At 43.9% G+C, this 15,875-nt stretch carries 19 protein-coding genes; 7 read left to right on the top strand and 12 right to left on the bottom strand.

The genetic code is table 11. The annotated features are described in order from the left end of the window. Nucleotides 1–141: 141 nt before the first annotated feature. Nucleotides 142–963: a 4-hydroxy-tetrahydrodipicolinate reductase gene (gene dapB / locus DCO44_RS12070; RefSeq protein ID WP_116762210.1), complete on the top strand. Its 822-nt coding sequence runs from the start codon at nucleotides 142–144 to the stop codon at nucleotides 961–963. Between the two features lie 58 nt (nucleotides 964–1,021). Beyond that, entirely contained in the window at nucleotides 1,022–1,666 is a 645-nt protein-coding gene (locus tag DCO44_RS12065; protein WP_116762208.1) for an START domain-containing protein, read from the top strand. Between the two features lie 28 nt (nucleotides 1,667–1,694). Here DCO44_RS12065 and DCO44_RS12060 read toward each other — a convergent pair whose 3' ends face one another. Then, entirely contained in the window at nucleotides 1,695–2,894 is a 1,200-nt protein-coding gene (locus tag DCO44_RS12060; protein ID WP_116762206.1) for an MFS transporter, read from the bottom strand. Between the two features lie 9 nt (nucleotides 2,895–2,903). After that, nucleotides 2,904–3,707 carry a 2,5-didehydrogluconate reductase DkgB gene (gene dkgB, locus DCO44_RS12055; RefSeq protein ID WP_116762204.1) on the bottom strand — a complete coding sequence of 268 codons (804 nt, stop codon included), beginning with the start codon at nucleotides 3,705–3,707 and terminating at the stop codon, nucleotides 2,904–2,906. A 111-nt stretch (nucleotides 3,708–3,818) separates the two neighbouring features. Between dkgB and DCO44_RS12050 the strand changes: the two genes are divergently transcribed. After that, a complete protein-coding gene (locus DCO44_RS12050) occupies nucleotides 3,819–4,709 on the top strand; it encodes a LysR family transcriptional regulator (protein WP_116762237.1) in 891 nt (296 codons plus the stop codon). Here the strand turns inward: DCO44_RS12050 and DCO44_RS12045 are convergent. Further along, on the bottom strand, nucleotides 4,669–5,070 hold the full coding sequence (locus DCO44_RS12045) for a hypothetical protein (RefSeq protein WP_116762202.1): 402 nt from the start codon (nucleotides 5,068–5,070) through the stop codon (nucleotides 4,669–4,671). The genes DCO44_RS12050 and DCO44_RS12045 overlap by 41 nt on opposite strands. Nucleotides 5,071–5,167: 97 nt before the next feature. Between DCO44_RS12045 and DCO44_RS12040 the strand changes: the two genes are divergently transcribed. Next, nucleotides 5,168–6,610, top strand: coding sequence for a PLP-dependent aminotransferase family protein (locus DCO44_RS12040; protein ID WP_116762200.1), 1,443 nt, complete (start codon nucleotides 5,168–5,170; stop codon nucleotides 6,608–6,610). On the opposite strand, the gene ahr is transcribed toward DCO44_RS12040, so the two are convergent. The 8 genes from ahr to DCO44_RS12000 all read right to left on the bottom strand — a co-directional run bounded on the left by ahr (nucleotide 6,580) and on the right by DCO44_RS12000 (nucleotide 11,883). Next, complete coding sequence (gene ahr, locus DCO44_RS12035) at nucleotides 6,580–7,617, bottom strand: NADPH-dependent aldehyde reductase Ahr (RefSeq protein ID WP_116762198.1); 1,038 nt, start codon at nucleotides 7,615–7,617, stop codon at nucleotides 6,580–6,582. The genes DCO44_RS12040 and ahr overlap by 31 nt on opposite strands. Nucleotides 7,618–7,629: 12 nt before the next feature. Continuing rightward, entirely contained in the window at nucleotides 7,630–8,205 is a 576-nt protein-coding gene (locus tag DCO44_RS12030; protein WP_116762196.1) for a DNA-3-methyladenine glycosylase I, read from the bottom strand. A gap of 25 nt (nucleotides 8,206–8,230) precedes the next feature. Then, complete coding sequence (locus DCO44_RS12025) at nucleotides 8,231–8,476, bottom strand: hypothetical protein (protein ID WP_116762194.1); 246 nt, start codon at nucleotides 8,474–8,476, stop codon at nucleotides 8,231–8,233. A gap of 17 nt (nucleotides 8,477–8,493) precedes the next feature. Next, the gene (locus DCO44_RS12020; RefSeq protein ID WP_116762192.1) at nucleotides 8,494–9,033 is read right to left on the bottom strand and encodes a M23 family metallopeptidase; all 540 of its coding nucleotides are present in this window, start codon (nucleotides 9,031–9,033) and stop codon (nucleotides 8,494–8,496) included. Nucleotides 9,034–9,098: 65 nt separating this feature from the next. After that, nucleotides 9,099–10,127: an A/G-specific adenine glycosylase gene (mutY, locus tag DCO44_RS12015; protein ID WP_116762190.1), complete on the bottom strand. Its 1,029-nt coding sequence runs from the start codon at nucleotides 10,125–10,127 to the stop codon at nucleotides 9,099–9,101. Nucleotides 10,128–10,249: 122 nt separating this feature from the next. Next, a complete protein-coding gene (locus tag DCO44_RS12010; RefSeq protein WP_116762188.1) occupies nucleotides 10,250–10,615 on the bottom strand; it encodes an HIT family protein in 366 nt (121 codons plus the stop codon). Nucleotides 10,616–10,690: 75 nt separating this feature from the next. Continuing rightward, nucleotides 10,691–11,431 carry a dienelactone hydrolase family protein gene (locus DCO44_RS12005; RefSeq protein ID WP_116762186.1) on the bottom strand — a complete coding sequence of 247 codons (741 nt, stop codon included), beginning with the start codon at nucleotides 11,429–11,431 and terminating at the stop codon, nucleotides 10,691–10,693. Between the two features lie 293 nt (nucleotides 11,432–11,724). Next, on the bottom strand, nucleotides 11,725–11,883 hold the full coding sequence (locus tag DCO44_RS12000; protein ID WP_004776391.1) for a DUF1328 domain-containing protein: 159 nt from the start codon (nucleotides 11,881–11,883) through the stop codon (nucleotides 11,725–11,727). A 188-nt stretch (nucleotides 11,884–12,071) separates the two neighbouring features. Here DCO44_RS12000 and DCO44_RS11995 point away from each other — a divergent pair, with 188 nt between their 5' ends. The 3 genes from DCO44_RS11995 to DCO44_RS11985 all read left to right on the top strand — a co-directional run bounded on the left by DCO44_RS11995 (nucleotide 12,072) and on the right by DCO44_RS11985 (nucleotide 14,868). Continuing rightward, complete coding sequence (locus DCO44_RS11995; protein WP_116762184.1) at nucleotides 12,072–12,524, top strand: YcgN family cysteine cluster protein; 453 nt, start codon at nucleotides 12,072–12,074, stop codon at nucleotides 12,522–12,524. 87 nt (nucleotides 12,525–12,611) lie between these two features. Continuing rightward, complete coding sequence (locus tag DCO44_RS11990) at nucleotides 12,612–13,511, top strand: alpha/beta hydrolase (protein ID WP_228157554.1); 900 nt, start codon at nucleotides 12,612–12,614, stop codon at nucleotides 13,509–13,511. A gap of 82 nt (nucleotides 13,512–13,593) precedes the next feature. Then, complete coding sequence (locus DCO44_RS11985; RefSeq protein ID WP_116762180.1) at nucleotides 13,594–14,868, top strand: replication-associated recombination protein A; 1,275 nt, start codon at nucleotides 13,594–13,596, stop codon at nucleotides 14,866–14,868. Between the two features lie 224 nt (nucleotides 14,869–15,092). On the opposite strand, the gene DCO44_RS11980 is transcribed toward DCO44_RS11985, so the two are convergent. Continuing rightward, complete coding sequence (locus DCO44_RS11980) at nucleotides 15,093–15,869, bottom strand: ABC transporter ATP-binding protein (RefSeq protein WP_016168904.1); 777 nt, start codon at nucleotides 15,867–15,869, stop codon at nucleotides 15,093–15,095. Between the last annotated feature and the right edge of the window lie 6 nt (nucleotides 15,870–15,875).

The raw sequence follows: 15,875 nt of genomic DNA, 5'->3' as shown, positions 1-15,875 counted from the left end.
CTTGATGCGTTGAAATTGGGCAATCTGAAGTTTAAATCGATTCAATCAAGTTTTTTGCGAAAAATTTAGATTACAACTTAGTCGTGTTCCAGAGTTTTGCTATAGTAAAGGCAATTTTAAATTCGAGATTAGGAACGGATTATGTCTACAAGTCCACGTATTGGGGTATTGGGTGCAGGCGGTCGTATGGGTCGCATTCTGATTCAGGCGGTACAACAAGCGGGTTATCAACTGGCTGCTGCGGTTGAGCGACCAGAAAGTAGTTTAGTCGGTTCAGATGCAGGTGAGCTTGCAGGCATTGGTAACATTGGTGTGAAGATTGTGGGCAGTCTGCAAGAAATCTTACCTGTATGTGATGTGGTGATTGATTTTACCGCGCCTGTTGCCACCGAACAGCACTTGAAGCTTTGCCGTGAAGCGGGTGTCGCCATGGTCATTGGTACCACAGGCATGAATGATGAGCAAAAAGCATTTCTTGATGAAACATCCACTCATACGCCAGTCGTCTATGCAGCCAACTATTCTGTAGGCGTGAATGTATCGATTAAATTATTGGAACTGGCATCAAAAGTCTTTGGCGATACAGTCGATATTGAAATCATTGAAGCGCATCACCGCCATAAAGTCGATGCACCATCGGGTACAGCTTTAATGATGGGTGAAGCCATTGCAGATGCATTAGGTCGTGACTTGAAACAAGATGCTGTGTATTGCCGTGAAGGCCATACGGGTCCACGTGAACGTCAAACCATTGGTTTTCAAACCATTCGTGGCGGTGACATTGTGGGTGAACACACGGCAATGTTTATTGGTGAAGGTGAGCGTGTAGAAATTACTCACAAAGCCACCAACCGCATGAATTTTGCTTCGGGTGCCGTTCGTGCCGCAGCATGGGTGGTTGGGCGTGAAGCACGCAAATATGACATGAAAGATGTACTAGGTTTTAACGATATTCAGGTGTAAAACACGGCCTGAATTTGCGAAAACATTTGCATAAAATTAAAATAAGAAGCTGAATTTAATGAAAATAAAACTGATCACTTGCTGTGCTGTAGCCTTATTTGCTACAGCACAGGCCAAGTCTATCGACAATGCCAAACTCAGTATTAACAAGCAAAATATTAAAGTTTGGACCTATCAAAACACTGCCAACCCTATGGTGTTGTATAAAGCCGAAACCCATTTTGATGTGCCGATTGAAAAGGCCACTGCCCTGATTTTGGATGTGGAACAAGCGCCAAGATGGGTGCCTTATATGGGCAGCGTCAAAGTCTTATCTCGAGATGACAGCAAAGGCGAGTTTCTGTTGTATATGGTGCTGGATTTTCCCTTTCCTTTAAAAGACCGAGATTTGGTGGTAAAGGGGAAAATGCGTAAAGATGCTCAAGGCATGATTCATATTCAAAACAAGGCTGTGAATCAAGGCTATCCGCTGAATCCAAATTATGTACGTTTAACCCGTTATGAAGGTGATTGGACCTTTCAGAAACTGGGGAAACAGAAAGTGAAAGTCTCGACCTATGGCTATGCCGATCCTGACGGCTCTATTCCGCTGAGCGCTGTGAATTTATTTGTCGAGCAGCAACCGTATCAAATGTTGTTAAAAATGAAGGATGAATTGGCAAAACCGCGGAATTATGCGGCTTTGCCAATCGCATTGCGCTAGTCAATATGATGTTAAAATCGACATGGATTTAGTGTTCAAGACATTGAGGCTCTATTTTCTGTATTTGGCTTTGTACAAGCTGTTTGTTCAGTAACATTTTTTGTAAGCCGACCAACAGCAAGGCTAGACCACTTAATAGTGCACCGATCCATGCCACCGCCGTATAGCTGAGTCCAAAACTGAGTACGCTGGCACCTGCCAGTGCACCCAAGGCATTGCCTAAATTAAAGGCGCCAATATTGACCGAAGAGGCAAGCCCAGAGGCTTCATGCGCAACCGACATGACGCGCATTTGTAAGGGAGGAACCACTGCAAATGCGGCTGCTCCCCAAAGGATTAATGCAATCGCTGCTCCAATGGCGGTTTGCGCCAGTAAGGGAAACAGCAGCATCATGATGCTGAGTAGGCTGAGAAAACCCAATAGCGTCCGATCCAGTGAGCGATCTGCGAATCTGCCCCCCAGATGATTGCCAATTGAAAAGCCAATCCCGACCAGAACCAACATGAACGTGATCAGGCTTGGTGTAGCTTGAGTGAAGTTTTGCAAACTGGGTGCAATGTAGGTATACAGTGTGAACATTGCGCCTGAGCTCATGACTGTGGTCAATAATGCCAAAACTACAGGTAAACGACGGAGTACCTTGAGTTCCTGAGCAATCTTGGGACGAGGACTGGCTTGACCTTCGGGAAGTGCTTTCCAGAGAGACAGCATGGTGATTACCCCCAGTAGCGTGATTCCCAGAAAGGCAATGCGCCAACCAATATGTTGTCCCACCCAAGTGGCGAATGGAACACCGCCAATATTGGCTAGGGTCAACCCCATAAACATGGCTGCGACAGCACTGGCTTGTTTTTCTTTGGGCACCACACTGGCTGCGACTACAGAACCAATGCCAAAGAAAGCACCATGATTTAAGCTGGTCAAGATACGTGCCAGCATTAAGCTCGAATAACTGTGGGCAAAATAAGCCAGCAGGTTGCCTAGTGTGAAAATGACCATGAGCAGGATCAGGGCACGCCGTTTGGAGTAGCGGCTAAACCACAGTGTCATCAGCGGGGCACCCAACATCACCCCAATCGCATAGGCATTGATGAGCATACCTGCTTGTGGAATAGAAATACTCAGATCACGGGCAATTTCAGGTAAAAAGCCCATGGGGGAAAATTCAGTCGTCCCAATGGCAAAGGCGCCTATTGCCAGTGCCAATAACGGGTAATTCACTTTCATTTGATTGCCCTAGTCCCACTCGGGAGCGAGTTGTTCAGGATTTACCTCACGTGAGTTTCGGTCGAGTTCAGCAATGGCCTGCATCTGTTCAGGAGTGAGCTGTAAATCTTGCGCTTTTAAATTTGCCAACAAATGTGCCCGTTGTGTAGAAGATGGAATGACGGCATAACTTTGTTGGAGAGCCCATGCCAATGCCACTTGTGCGGGACTGGCATTGATTTGCTGTGCAATCGTCTGCAAGACAGGATCTTGCAGCACTTTGCCATAGGCCAAAGTCATGTAAGAAGTCACATCAATCTGTTGCTGTTGCAGATAACTGACCAAGGGACGATTTTGTAAATAAGGACTCAGTTCAATTTGATTGGTGGCAATATGCTCGAGTCCAATACTGTTAATTGCCTGTTGGGTTAGGGCAATATTAAAATTTGAGATACCGATATGTTCGGTCAGTCCTAATTGCTTGGCATGCAGCAAGGCTTGCATGACTTCCTCAATTTGAACGCCCAGTTGTGGGGCAGGCCAATGAATTAAAGTCAAATTCACAGCATCCGCGCCTAATTTCTGTAGGCTCTGTTTTAAGCTCAGAATCAATTGCTCTGGAGCGTAATTTTCAGTCCAGATTTTGATGGTCAAAAATAATTCATGTTGTGGTACACCACTGTTGGCAATGGCTTGACCAATCTCAGCTTCATTGCCATAAATTTGTGCCGTATCAATGGCACGATAGCCGACCTCAAGTGCTGTCTGAACAGCATCAATTACTGTTGCACCCGTCAAGCGAAAGGTCCCCATTCCTATTTTTGGAACAATCATGTTTTTCTCAACCGAACTTTTTTAAAGATGGAGCTATTTTGCTGAAATAACTGTTGTGGAAAAATCTAGGAATTTGCAAAATATTGTTGACCAATAATCAATAAAATGACGATGAAATCGACCATTGAAGAATTAAATGCTTTTGTCCAGATTGTCGAAAGTGGCTCGATTGTGAAAGCTGCGGAGCAATTAGGACAAACCACATCGGGTGTTAGTCGTGCCTTGCAGCGCTTGGAAAGCAAACTTAATGTGACCCTGCTGGAACGGACTACGCGCAAGTTGAAACTGACGCAAGAAGGGCAGTTGTTTCTGGAAAAAACGCGTAAGATTTTGAATGATTTGACGGAAGCCGAAGATGCCTTATTAAAATCTGATCATGATATTTCAGGTCTCATTCGAGTCGATTCTGCGACGCCTTTTGTACTGCATGTGATCGTGCCACTGATTCAGGAGTTTATGCAGCAATATCCGAAGATTGAAATTGAATTAAATAATCACGATCAGATTATTGATTTACTGGAACATAAAACCGATGTGGCGATTCGTTTTGGCGAGTTAAATGATTCCAGCTTACATGCCAAACTGTTGTGCCGTAGCCGCCTGTATATTGTGGCCAGTCCTGATTATTTAGCCCAACATGGCGCGCCCAACCAGCCTGAGCAGTTGTTGCAGCACCCCTTGATTGGTTTTACCCAGCCCACACATTTAAATAGTTGGCCCTTAATGTTGCAGGGACAACATCTGAATATTCATCCAAAAATCAAGGCATCGAATGGGGAAACCGTACGTCAGTTGGTGCTTAACGGTGTTGGGATTACCTGCTTGTCGCGTTTTTTGGTTCAAGATGATCTCCATGCAGGACGTTTGGTGGCCCTGTTTGAAGATCAGATTGAACTGCAATATCAAAAAATCCATGCAGTGTATTATCAACAAGAACATTTACCGAAACGGGTTCGCTTGTTCATTGAGTTTTTGGCGCAGAAACTTGCAATTTATCTGTAGTTTTAGGCAAGTGAAGCTGTACAGTGAGCAAGGCTTGTCGTGGCGCTTGGTTCTGATCATGTTGAGCAATCGCAAAATGCTGTGCGTCGTTCCAACAGACAAAGCGTAACTCTTTTCGTTGTGTTTCACCGATTAAGGTGGTACGGGTTGAGCCAGATTGATAGCTAAACAGGCGCTGCGGGATGACGCTATCCACGACATCACTTTTCTGGTTCAATTCAAAGTTTTGTTGTCCAGACGCTTTTAAAAAGCCTTCGATTAAAGACTGACAAATAAAATCATGTTGCTGTTGCCAAACTGATGTGCTCGGTTGGCAGGCGACAAGAAACAGGGTGAGTACGATAAGGCTAAGACGATACATCTTGATTTTCCCCAAATAAAAATGAACTGTACGCCTAGCATAGGCAGGGTGTATTCTTGGTTACAGATACAAAATATATTAAAAAATGAGTACAGTGATGGGCATTCAATATCGGGATTTGGCACACCAGTTGGCACAGAAAATTTATGCGGGAGAATTGGGAGCAGGGCAGCGCTTGAGTTCGTTGCGTCAGTTTGCCCAGTCGCAACAGGTCAGTCTCAATACAGCCAAAAGTTGTTATGAACTATTAGAGGCACAAGGCTTAATTACGGCAAAACCTCAAGCAGGCTACTTTGTGCAACCACAAGCTTTGGCGGTGGCCGTGCCACAGCATGTTGATTTTGCGGTGACGGCGCGAGACGTTTCTAATCTAGAACTACAAATAGAAATTCAAGAGGCCTCCATTCATGATCAAATGATTCACTTGGGTTCTATTCAACTTTCACCAAATTTAGTACCTATAGAGGCACTCCGCCGTTCTATTCAACGTGCGCTGAAACACAGTAAACCTGAAGATTTTTTGTATAGTGATAAACAGGGACATCGACGTTTAAGAGAGGCTTTGTCGGCACATTGGGCGGAAGATGGCATTTACATGGCACCCGAAGATATTTATATCAGCAATGGTTGCATGCCCGCTTTGTCGGTGGTGATTCAAACTATCACCCAAGAAGGCGATAGTATTATTGTACCGACACCCAACTTTAACGGGCAGTTGCAATTGTTGGCGAGTCTGAATCGTAAAATTGTGGAAGTTCCAGCGCATGCCAATGGCTTTGACCTGAATCGATTTGAACAGGCGATGCGTGATTCGGGGGCGAAAGCGTGCTTACTCACAGCCAATTTTCAGAACCCTTTGGGTTTTTGTTTAAGCCCTGCAGAAAAGGAAAAAATTGCTCAGTTGGCAGCTCAATATCAGTGCTATGTGATTGAGGATGATATTTATGCCGAATGTAGTTTTGATTTAAAACGTCCATTGCCGATTCAATACTGGGATCGACAGGGTTATGTCATTTACTGTGGCTCGGTTTCCAAATCCTTATCTACCGCTTATCGGGTGGGGTGGTTTTGCATGCCGTCACGTTTAAACCATTTACGTGCACAACTTCTGACACGACATGTTGCGGTGAATACTCCCTTGCAATTGGGTTTGGCCGATCTGATTTATAGCCGTGCCTATCGAGAGCATTTAAACCGTTTAAAACCCTGTTTAATGCAACAGGTCGAGCAATATCGGCAATTTTTAATACAGGCTTTTTCAGGTATAGACATTCGCTTGAATCAACCCAAAGGCGGCTATGCTTTGTGGTTACAGTTGCCTGAAGCCATTCATAGTTTGGATATGTATCATTATGCCCAACAGCAAGGCATCAGTATTGTGCCCGGTATCGTTTTTGGAGAAGAGCAGCGTTATAAAAATTGTGTACGGTTAAATGCAGGTCATGAATTATCCGCCGAGATTCGCCAAGCAATTGAATGCTTGGCGGCTTGGACTCGGCGACAATTGGCTTATGTTGTGCTTGATTCGAAGTCGGCTTGAAGCACAATGCGATAACGGGCTTGGCCTGAGTGCAAACGCTCTATCGCCTGATTCAATTGTGACATTGGGAACAATTCAATTTGTGGCGCAATGTTTTTACGCGCAGCGAACTTAAGCAGTTGACGTAATGCAGCAGGTGAACCTGTAGGTGAGCCTGTAATCGACTTTGCTCCACCAATCAGGCTACCCGCATTAAACTTAATCGGCTCTAAGGGTAGTCCTAACAGATGTATGGTGCCATTGGGTGCCAGTGTACTGATATACGCAGGCCAATTGAGCGTGACATTAACCGTACTGAGCAACAGATCAAATTTGCCTCGTTGGGTTTTCAGTGCATCTACATCGCGGCTATTTACCACATGGTCTGCACCCATCGCTTTAAGTTCATCAGTCTTGTCCAGACTTGAAGTAAAGGCCGTTATTTCACAGCCCCACGCTTTGAGTAACTTAATCGCGATATGCCCCAAGCCACCAATACCAATCACACCGACATGATGCGTGGCTTGAATATTATGTTTAAGCAATGGGTCAAATACGGTAATCCCTCCACAGAGCAGAGGACCTGCACTTTCAGGATCTAAGTCTTCTGGTAGCGGAATGACCCATTGCCATGCCGCTCGGACTTTATCGGCAAAGCCACCAGCATGACCCACAATGGTCGCAGTGCTGCCACTGCTACATAATACAGGCTGTCCAGCCACACATGGATCACAGTATTGACAGCTTTCCGCAGTCCAACCCAACCCTACACGTTGACCTATCTGTAATCCTTTGGCTTCAGAACCCATTCTTAAAATAGTGCCAATGACTTCATGCCCTGCGATTACAGGGTAAACGGAATTCCCCCATTCGTTGCCAATCACTGAAACATCAGAATGACAGAGTCCACAATATTCCACTTTAATTTCAACTTGATGGGCTTGAAGTTCGCCTGCATCAAATTGAAAGGGGACCAGTGCTTCGCCTGCGTGTAGGGCGGCATAGCCATTGATCAGATTATTACTCATGACGTCATCCTCTTATTTATGGGGGCTATTTTTTGTATTTTTGGCAGGGCAATGATCTTCGTGATCATCGACCATACCCACGGCTTGCATAAAGGCATAACAGGTGGTTGGCCCCACAAACTTGAAGCCCTTTTTCTTTAAGGCTTTGGACATTTGTTGGCTAATTTCAGTTTGTGCAGGTGCTGTTTTATAGTTGGGCACAGCATTCAGAATAGGGGTGTGGCTGACAAAACCCCACAACCAATCCACGACATTTTCTTGTTGTTTCAGACTTTGCCAAGCCCGGGCATTCTCTCGAATGGCATGTAGTTTGCCAATGTGTCGAATGAGTCCAGCATCTTGTAATTTGGCTTCAAGCTCGGCATCGCTCAGCTCAGCAATCTGTTGAATCGGATGCTGAAAAAAATGTTGGCGATAGCTTTCCCGTTTTTTCAGTACGGTAATCCAAGAGAGACCCGCTTGCTGTCCTTCGAGACAAAGCATTTCAAACAAATGTTGTTCGTCATGCACAGGTTGCCCCCATTCATGATCATGGTAGGCAATGTAGAGAGGATCCTCGGTACACCAGCCACAGCGTTGTTTAGTCATTGTTCCTCTCTATGTTGTTGTTGATTTATAAAGTGAAGTCTACCCATTGGTCTGTTTTGTTGTTCCAATAGAATAAGGTGGCATGTTGTAAGTCGTTAAACGAAATCCAGAAATCTTTGCCTGATTTGTCTGCAAAACCTGTACTAATCAACAGGGCATCTTCGGTAATTTCCATGACCCAGCCCTGATAGCTTTGTCCTGCAACCACAATTTTTTGTTGATTGCCTGATTCTGCAAATTCAACCAGACGATTCATCAACACTTCAGACATGTGTATTTCCTAAAAAATTAACGTAAATATGGAAAAGGATTGACCGCACCGCGACCTTTACCTGCTAAATAGATGCCATAATGCAAATGGGGTGCAGTATGTCGAGCATTTCCCGTGTTGCCTACATAGCCAATCAGATCGCCTTTTTTGACATAATCTCCAACGGCCAGTCCACGTTTGTGCTCATTTAAGTGTGCATAATAATGCCAAGAGCCACTGGGCCCCAACACCCAAATTACTTTACCACCCAAATTGTTATCGCGTAAGTCAGCAATTAATCCATCGGTAGTGCTATACACTTTGGTTCCACGTGGAGCCATAATGTCGATACCTTCATGTCGACGTCCTTGGCTGCGTGAAGCACCCCATGTATCGCTCAATTGTTTGGTTTTAATATTTTGTACAGGAATCGGTAAGTTCGATTTAAGCGGCGTGCGTTGTAGGTCTTGAACAGTAGAGGGCGGCAGCCCAGAGCCTGTTTTCTTGGGTGTCGACGTACAGGCAGTGAGTACCAAAAAACTGATTGTTAAACTGCTAATCGCAAACTGACGAAGCACAATTTTTCCTTTTGATTATTGTGATTTTCAAGAAGCTAAACTTTCAGTTTCTGACTATGTCATATCTATAAGGCAGAGATCAATTTTTTCATGGCTGTAGGTAGCCCCATTTGTGTAGCTTTTTGTGGCGTGTACCATGTGCCTGAGAGTTCAATTGCAATATGCTCTTTTTGTTCTGGTTCCACGTGGAAACAAATCGCCTCAAGTAACCAAGTAAAATGAGTAAAACTATGTGAGATTTGCGCACTATTGCTGTTTGGTTTTAGACCTAACATTTGTGTGGTTCGAGTCAATTCAGCACCATCGTCATAGATGGGGAGACTCCATAATCCACCCCACAACCCAGTATTGGGGCGCTGTAACCATAGCCATTGATCTTGGCACTGCAATACCATGACTTGTGCCGATTTCACAGGAACCGCTTTCTTGGGTTTCTTATACGGTAGTTCAGTTTCTAAGCCTTGTTGATGAGCTTTGCAATGTTGCTGCATTGGGCAATACAGACATAGCGGTTTTTTGGGGGTACAGATGGTTGCCCCTAAGTCCATAATGGCTTGGGTATAGTCATGATTCCGTTGTTCTGGGCAGAGTTGTTCCGCCAGTTGCCACAGGGCACGTTCATGGACAGGTTTGCTAAGATCATCTTCAATGGCAAAGAAACGAGCGAGTACGCGTTTTACGTTACCATCCATAATCACGCCATATTGTCGTAAACCTAAAGACATTAATGCACCCGCCGTGGAGCGTCCTATGCCTGGCAGTGCCATCCATTCTTCTAAGCTGGTAGGGAAATGACCTTGCTGTGCCACAATTGCTGCGGCCTTATGCAGATTACGTGCACGCGCATAGTAGCCTAAACCTGCCCAGTAAGGAGCAACATCATCCCAAGAGGCACGGCCTAAATCTTCAACAGCGGGGAAGCGTTGCACAAAACGTGCAAAATATTGGAGTACGGTTTTGACTTGTGTCTGTTGCAGCATAATCTCAGAAACCCATACTTGGTAAGGATTATCTACCACTTGCCAAGGCAGGTCATGTCGACCATGTAGATCGAACCAAGCTAATAGCGCATCTGAGAAAGAAAACGAAGACATGTGAACTCTATACAATTTCAAGCGACTTAGTATAGCGGAGCCGTACTGATTTTTGCTGAGTCCCGACAGGAAATTTAGGCATAAAAAAATGATGCGATCGCATCATTTTTTATGGTGGCAGATTAAGCTTCGCTTAACATTCCCCAACGCGCATCGAGTTTTAGCGGTTGGTCATCGTAACGAGGGATAATGTGGATGTGCAAATGTTCAGATGCTTCACCAAACACCGAGCCATCATTAAAGCCGACGTGAAAACCGGTAGGTTGATGACGAAGCTGTAATTCATTGCGAGCCAGTTCTAAAAGTGACATTAAACTTTTACGTTCTTTGTCAGTGACATCAAAGAAAGAGCTGACATGGCGTAGAGGGATAATGACGCAATGTCCTTTAGAGAGTGCATTTGGCTCAGGTAGAATCACACCAAACTCATTTTTATCAATGATATCAAACTCATCAAAATTGCAGTATGGGCAGTTGTTCTCAGTCATTATCTTGTCCTCTTAATAAAGTATTCAAATTCAAAAATGATGTTGGATAAAGCCAACATCCACGTTTCTATTTTTTTATTCAGCCAAACGACGTTGTAGTAGTTCATACATGGCTTCAAGCCCTTGTCGTTCCGCCTCAGCATTATAGCCTAAGTCTACACCATTGGCTTTGGCTCTTTCATCTGCTTGTGGGTTACTAAAACCATGCTTTGCATCTTCAAAGACAATGACGTCATGTGGGACTTGAGCCGCATACATTTCTTCTCGGAAATGTGCAACATCATCTAAGCTGACCATGCTGTCGAGTTCACCGTGTAAGACCAAAATTTCAGCTTTGACTTGACCTGCTTGGGCAGGCGCTTGTGCTGACAGGTTGGCGTGGAAGGTCACGACAGCTTTCAGTTCAGCACCCGAACGTGCTAAATCCAAAATAACTTTACCTCCATAACAGAAGCCAATGGCAGCCAGTTTATCTGCATTTACTTCGGTTTGTGCAGCCAAAGTCGCTAAACCTGCTGACGCACGAGTCACAATGGTGTCTGGAGTTTGGAAGGTTTGCATCATCCATTCGTTGGCTTGCGCCGCAGATGTAGTCACATTTTTATCGCCATACATATCAATGGCAAAGGCTGCATAGCCGTGTTCGGCCAGTTCGCGTGCACGCTGTTCTGTGTATTCATTGCGTCCCCACCATTCAGGTGCAACCAAAACACCTGCAACTGGTTTAGCCGTGCTTGGTGCAGCAAAATATCCAATTAAGCGCGTACCATCTGCGGCAGTATATTCGATTTCACGAGTTTGAATATTGGTGGTCATCCCTTAGTCCTTAGTATTATTGAGTACGAGAATTGAATGATTAAAGCATAAAATAATCCATGATTTTGAAAAAATAATGTCATGGCGCTGAAGAAGTGTAAAAAAACATCTGTCTATTTTTCTTAATTGGATTAAGTTATTGAAATTAAAATAAACTAATAAAAATGTTTCATTGGATGAAAATAAAAAATATGAGTAAAACGTGGAATTTCTATGCTTAAATTATCCGTTTAAGCATAAAAAAAGAAGGAAAAATCCTTCTTTTTTTATGAAGTACATTTAATGACCGTATTCTAAACTTTCCCTCTAGAGATGAAGCCAACGATCGCTAAAATGACGGCAACGACCAATAAGATCACCGCAAAGTCTTTGGATAGCCCTGCAACACCACCAAAGCCGAGTAAGCTTGCAATTAATGCAATCACTGCAAAAATAATCGCCCAACGGAACATAAGTTTTCTCCATGTTGTTGTTGTCTTGCACTCAGTATAGGTTCGGGTGAACCTTTAGAATGTTGATCTTTTGTCTAAAAAATGTTCGCATATTTGAGTAAGTCTATGATTTAACGTAAAAGAGATTGCTGCATTGTTGCAGGAATTTATTGATATAATAATGATGTTATTTTTAGTTTTTGCCCACCATGTCTAGTGAATTACGCCCGCAGTTCTGGAAAAAATATCCGCTTGAAGCTCTGACTACTCAAGAGTGGGAGGCTTTATGCGATGGTTGTGGCTTATGCTGTCTGGTGAAATTAGAGGATGAAGATACGCAAGAAGTTGCGTATACCAAAGTCGCGTGCAAACTACTGGATTGTACAACTGCACGTTGTAGCAACTATCCTGAACGCTTAGATTATGTCCCAGATTGTATTCAATTGACGCCAGAGAAATTAAGACAGATTCATTGGTTGCCTGCGAGTTGTGCATATCGGCGTTTAAATGAAGGAAAAAGTTTACCTTCATGGCATTATTTAAATACAGATTCGCGGCAGAGTGTAATTAAAGCCAGAAAATCGGCAGCAGGTCGTTGTATCTCTGAGACTGAAGTCGATGAAGAACAGATTGATGAATATATTGTGCGTTGGGTGCGTTAACCCGCAGATAAAACAAGATGTTTAATTGATAATGATTCTTAATAAAAGTAGTATTTGATCTCTTTGTAGGTTTTTAGAGGTCTGGTCGTGTTTCATTTTTCATGCAAGTCTGCACTGTTACTGATATGTGGCTTTAGCTTGCTGATCCATGTAGAAGTACAGGCAAAACCGAATTTAGCCCCCTTAAAAGCCAATATTGCAGAACAAGGCTCTGCCTACTATCAGTTTCAGGTGAAGTATTTCCAATCTGCCGATCAGCAGCGTCGTTATAAAGTCTGGTTAGGTCTTCCGCGCCAAACAGCAAGAGTCTCTCCTGCATTATTCATGCTCGACGGTAATTCGGCGATGTCTTATTTGTCTGAAGATGTATTACAGCATTTGGCAAGGCGTGAAGCGCCAGTTTTGGTTGCAATTGGCTATGACACAGACTTGCCTTTTGATACAGCAGCACGTGCTTTGGATTATACCCCAACAGATGAAACTGGAAAAATTACAGCAGATCCCCGTCGACCTGAGCGCTTAAGTGGGGGCAGTGCAGAATTCCGTGAAGTCTTATTCAGCCAAATTCAACCTTGGGTGGCTGGACAGATTAAATTAGATCCTCAACGCCAAGCTTTATGGGGACATTCTTATGGCGGGCTATTTGTATTAGATAGTCTGATGCATCCGCAATACTTCAGTCATTATTTTGCCGCAAGTCCGTCTTTGTCATGGGCGGATGGGCGTATTCTGAAAAATATGCAAAGGAAGGCAGTGTCGCATGATCAGACCCAAGCTTTATGGATTATGGAAGGGGATTTAGCACAACATCATCCTGCGACAAAAAGCCCAAATTTTAATCCGAGAACTGTGCAAGAGAATCGAGATGTGATCGCATATTTTCAACAACAAGGGGTACAAAGCAAACTGTTGCTTTATCCAAATTTAAGTCATGGACAAATGTTTGCAGCCTCTTTGTTGGATATTTTAAATTACCAGCTATTCTAGTGGGATCTTCAGCATTCAGCTATTCAGTCTGCTTGGCATTCCAGTGTAGACTAGAACCACCTTTATTGGCTGAAATAACCATATGTCAGACACCCAGATTCCGCTTCCAGAACGTCTTCGTCCTCGTGATTTGTCTGAAATTATTGGGCAAGATCACTTATTGGGAGAGCAAGCACCATTACGTCAAATGATTGATCAGGGGCACTTGCCGTCGATTATTTTCTGGGGACCGCCGGGTGTTGGTAAAACCACGATTGCCTTGTTGTTGGCACAAGCGGTTGATCGTCCCTTTGTCAGTCTGTCGGCGTTAAATACGGGTGTGAAAGAATTACGGGAAATCATTGCTGAAAGTGGTGATTTACTCACCCCTGTGGTGTTTATTGACGAAATTCACCGTTTCAACAAATCACAGCAAGATGCTTTATTGAATGCGGTGGAAAAGGGCAAGATTACGCTGATTGGTGCGACCACAGAAAACCCCTCCTTTGAAGTCAACAGCGCCTTATTGTCACGCTGTCAGGTTTATACCTTAAATGTGCTCAGTAATGAGGCTATTCAGGAACTGATTCAACGTGCGATACAACAAGATCATTTTTTAAAACAACGTTATATTCAAATTGAAGAATTTGATGCCTTATTGCAGTTTGCCGCAGGTGATGCACGCAAGGCACTGAATTTACTCGACCTAATTGCCAGCACCTTTGAAGCAGACGTTGAAAATGTCATCACCAATGCCATTGTCGTGCGTGTTGCACAGCAAAATATTGCGCGGTATGACAAATCGGGTGAACAGCATTATGACTTGGTTTCGGCCTTTATTAAGTCGATTCGCGGTAGTGATCCAGACGCGGCTTTATATTGGATGGCACGGATGTTGAAAGGGGGAGAAGACCCCGTATTTATTGCGCGTCGCATGCTGATTGCCTCTTCGGAAGATATCGGCAATTCTAATCCGAATGCCTTGCTTTTGGCTGGAGAATGTTTCCGTTCGGTTCAAGCGGTCGGTATGCCTGAAGCACGGATTATTTTAGGACAATGTGCCGTGTATTTGGCAACCAGTGCCAAAAGCAACAGTACTTATCTGGCAATCAATAAAGCCCTCGATTTGGCAGAAAAAACGGCGAATTTGCCAGTGCCATTACATTTACGCAATGCGCCAACCAAACTCATGAAACAGCAAGGCTATGGGGTGGACTATTTATATCCGCATAACTACCCTGAACATTTTGTAATGCAAGACTATTTACCTCCAGAATTGAAAGGCACCAAGTTGTACGAATCTGCGCGTAATAAACGTGAAGTGGAAGGTGAGCGTTTACAGCAACGCCGTTGGATGCAAGAACAACAGCAGCAATAAGGCTGTAGTCCAAATAAAAAAAGCCCGACATCCTGTCGGGCTTTTTTCGTATGCGCTGCTTAGGTATAACTCCTGTCGTACCTCACATCCTAGTGGTGTCACTTATCATTATTGTTTTATGTTTTGGAACATCCTGTTCTCTATGTCTCCATCATATGAAAAATATTCAACCTGATCTAGAAGACATCTTCCTGAATCTTTGTAAGCTGTAACCTACAAAGCATTTATTTAAAATTGCCTTCAAGGAACTGTTTCAGTCGTTCACTTTTGGGATTGATCAGGACTTCTTTAGGGTCACCTTGTTCTTCAATTTTACCTTGATGCAAGAAAATCACATGGTTGGAGACATGCCGAGCAAAGCCCATTTCATGAGTCACCACAATCATGGTTCGACCTTCTTCTGCCAGACTTTGCATGACCTTTAATACCTCTCCCACCAGTTCAGGGTCTAAAGCACTGGTCGGCTCATCAAATAACATGACTTCGGGTTCCATCGCCAATGCACGTGCAATCGCTACCCGCTGCTGTTGCCCACCCGATAAGAAGGATGGATATTTACCTTCTACACTTTCAGCCAGTCCCACTTTTCTTAAGTATTTGCGCGCACGCTCTTCAGCTTCGGCACGTTTTAAACCCAAAACATGAATTGGCCCTTCCACGATGTTTTCCAGTACGGTCATATGTGACCATAAATTAAAATGCTGAAACACCATCATCAGTTGGGTGCGCATTTTTTGTAACTGTTTTGGACTGGTCGCTTTCAAATTGCCTGATTTGTCCAGTACAGTATTGAGTTGCTCGCCATTCAGTTGAATGGAACCCTGACTGGGTTGTTCTAAGAAGTTGATACAGCGTAGGAATGTACTTTTTCCTGAACCTGAAGAACCAATAATACTAATGACATCGCCTGCGTTAGCATTTAGAGATACACCTTTTAGAACTTCATTGTCCCCGAAGGTTTTATGTAAATCACGAATCACCAGTTTTGCTGAGTTTTCCATCTATGT

It is taken from the genome of Acinetobacter sp. AM (assembly GCF_003105055.1).
GTDB lineage: Bacteria > Pseudomonadota > Gammaproteobacteria > Pseudomonadales > Moraxellaceae > Acinetobacter > Acinetobacter tibetensis.
The sequence above is the reverse complement of the archived record's forward strand: the minus strand, read 5'-3'. Positions and strand labels throughout refer to the sequence as shown.

Bases quoted from the DNA above. Each gene is read 5' to 3' on its own strand.
- dapB (WP_116762210.1), top strand. From the start codon at position 142: ATGTCTACAAGTCCACGTATTGGGGTATTGGGTGCAGGCGGTCGTATG.
- DCO44_RS12065 (WP_116762208.1), top strand. From the start codon at position 1,022: ATGAAAATAAAACTGATCACTTGCTGTGCTGTAGCCTTATTTGCTACA.
- DCO44_RS12060 (WP_116762206.1), bottom strand. From the start codon at position 2,894: ATGAAAGTGAATTACCCGTTATTGGCACTGGCAATAGGCGCCTTTGCC.
- dkgB (WP_116762204.1), bottom strand. From the start codon at position 3,707: ATGATTGTTCCAAAAATAGGAATGGGGACCTTTCGCTTGACGGGTGCA.
- DCO44_RS12050 (WP_116762237.1), top strand. From the start codon at position 3,819: ATGAAATCGACCATTGAAGAATTAAATGCTTTTGTCCAGATTGTCGAA.
- DCO44_RS12045 (WP_116762202.1), bottom strand. From the start codon at position 5,070: ATGTATCGTCTTAGCCTTATCGTACTCACCCTGTTTCTTGTCGCCTGC.
- DCO44_RS12040 (WP_116762200.1), top strand. From the start codon at position 5,168: ATGGGCATTCAATATCGGGATTTGGCACACCAGTTGGCACAGAAAATT.
- ahr (WP_116762198.1), bottom strand. From the start codon at position 7,617: ATGAGTAATAATCTGATCAATGGCTATGCCGCCCTACACGCAGGCGAA.
- DCO44_RS12030 (WP_116762196.1), bottom strand. From the start codon at position 8,205: ATGACTAAACAACGCTGTGGCTGGTGTACCGAGGATCCTCTCTACATT.
- DCO44_RS12025 (WP_116762194.1), bottom strand. From the start codon at position 8,476: ATGTCTGAAGTGTTGATGAATCGTCTGGTTGAATTTGCAGAATCAGGC.
- mutY (WP_116762190.1), bottom strand. From the start codon at position 10,127: ATGTCTTCGTTTTCTTTCTCAGATGCGCTATTAGCTTGGTTCGATCTA.
- DCO44_RS12010 (WP_116762188.1), bottom strand. From the start codon at position 10,615: ATGACTGAGAACAACTGCCCATACTGCAATTTTGATGAGTTTGATATC.
- DCO44_RS12005 (WP_116762186.1), bottom strand. From the start codon at position 11,431: ATGACCACCAATATTCAAACTCGTGAAATCGAATATACTGCCGCAGAT.
- DCO44_RS12000 (WP_004776391.1), bottom strand. From the start codon at position 11,883: ATGTTCCGTTGGGCGATTATTTTTGCAGTGATTGCATTAATTGCAAGC.
- DCO44_RS11995 (WP_116762184.1), top strand. From the start codon at position 12,072: ATGTCTAGTGAATTACGCCCGCAGTTCTGGAAAAAATATCCGCTTGAA.
- DCO44_RS11985 (WP_116762180.1), top strand. From the start codon at position 13,594: ATGTCAGACACCCAGATTCCGCTTCCAGAACGTCTTCGTCCTCGTGAT.
- DCO44_RS11980 (WP_016168904.1), bottom strand. From the start codon at position 15,869: ATGGAAAACTCAGCAAAACTGGTGATTCGTGATTTACATAAAACCTTC.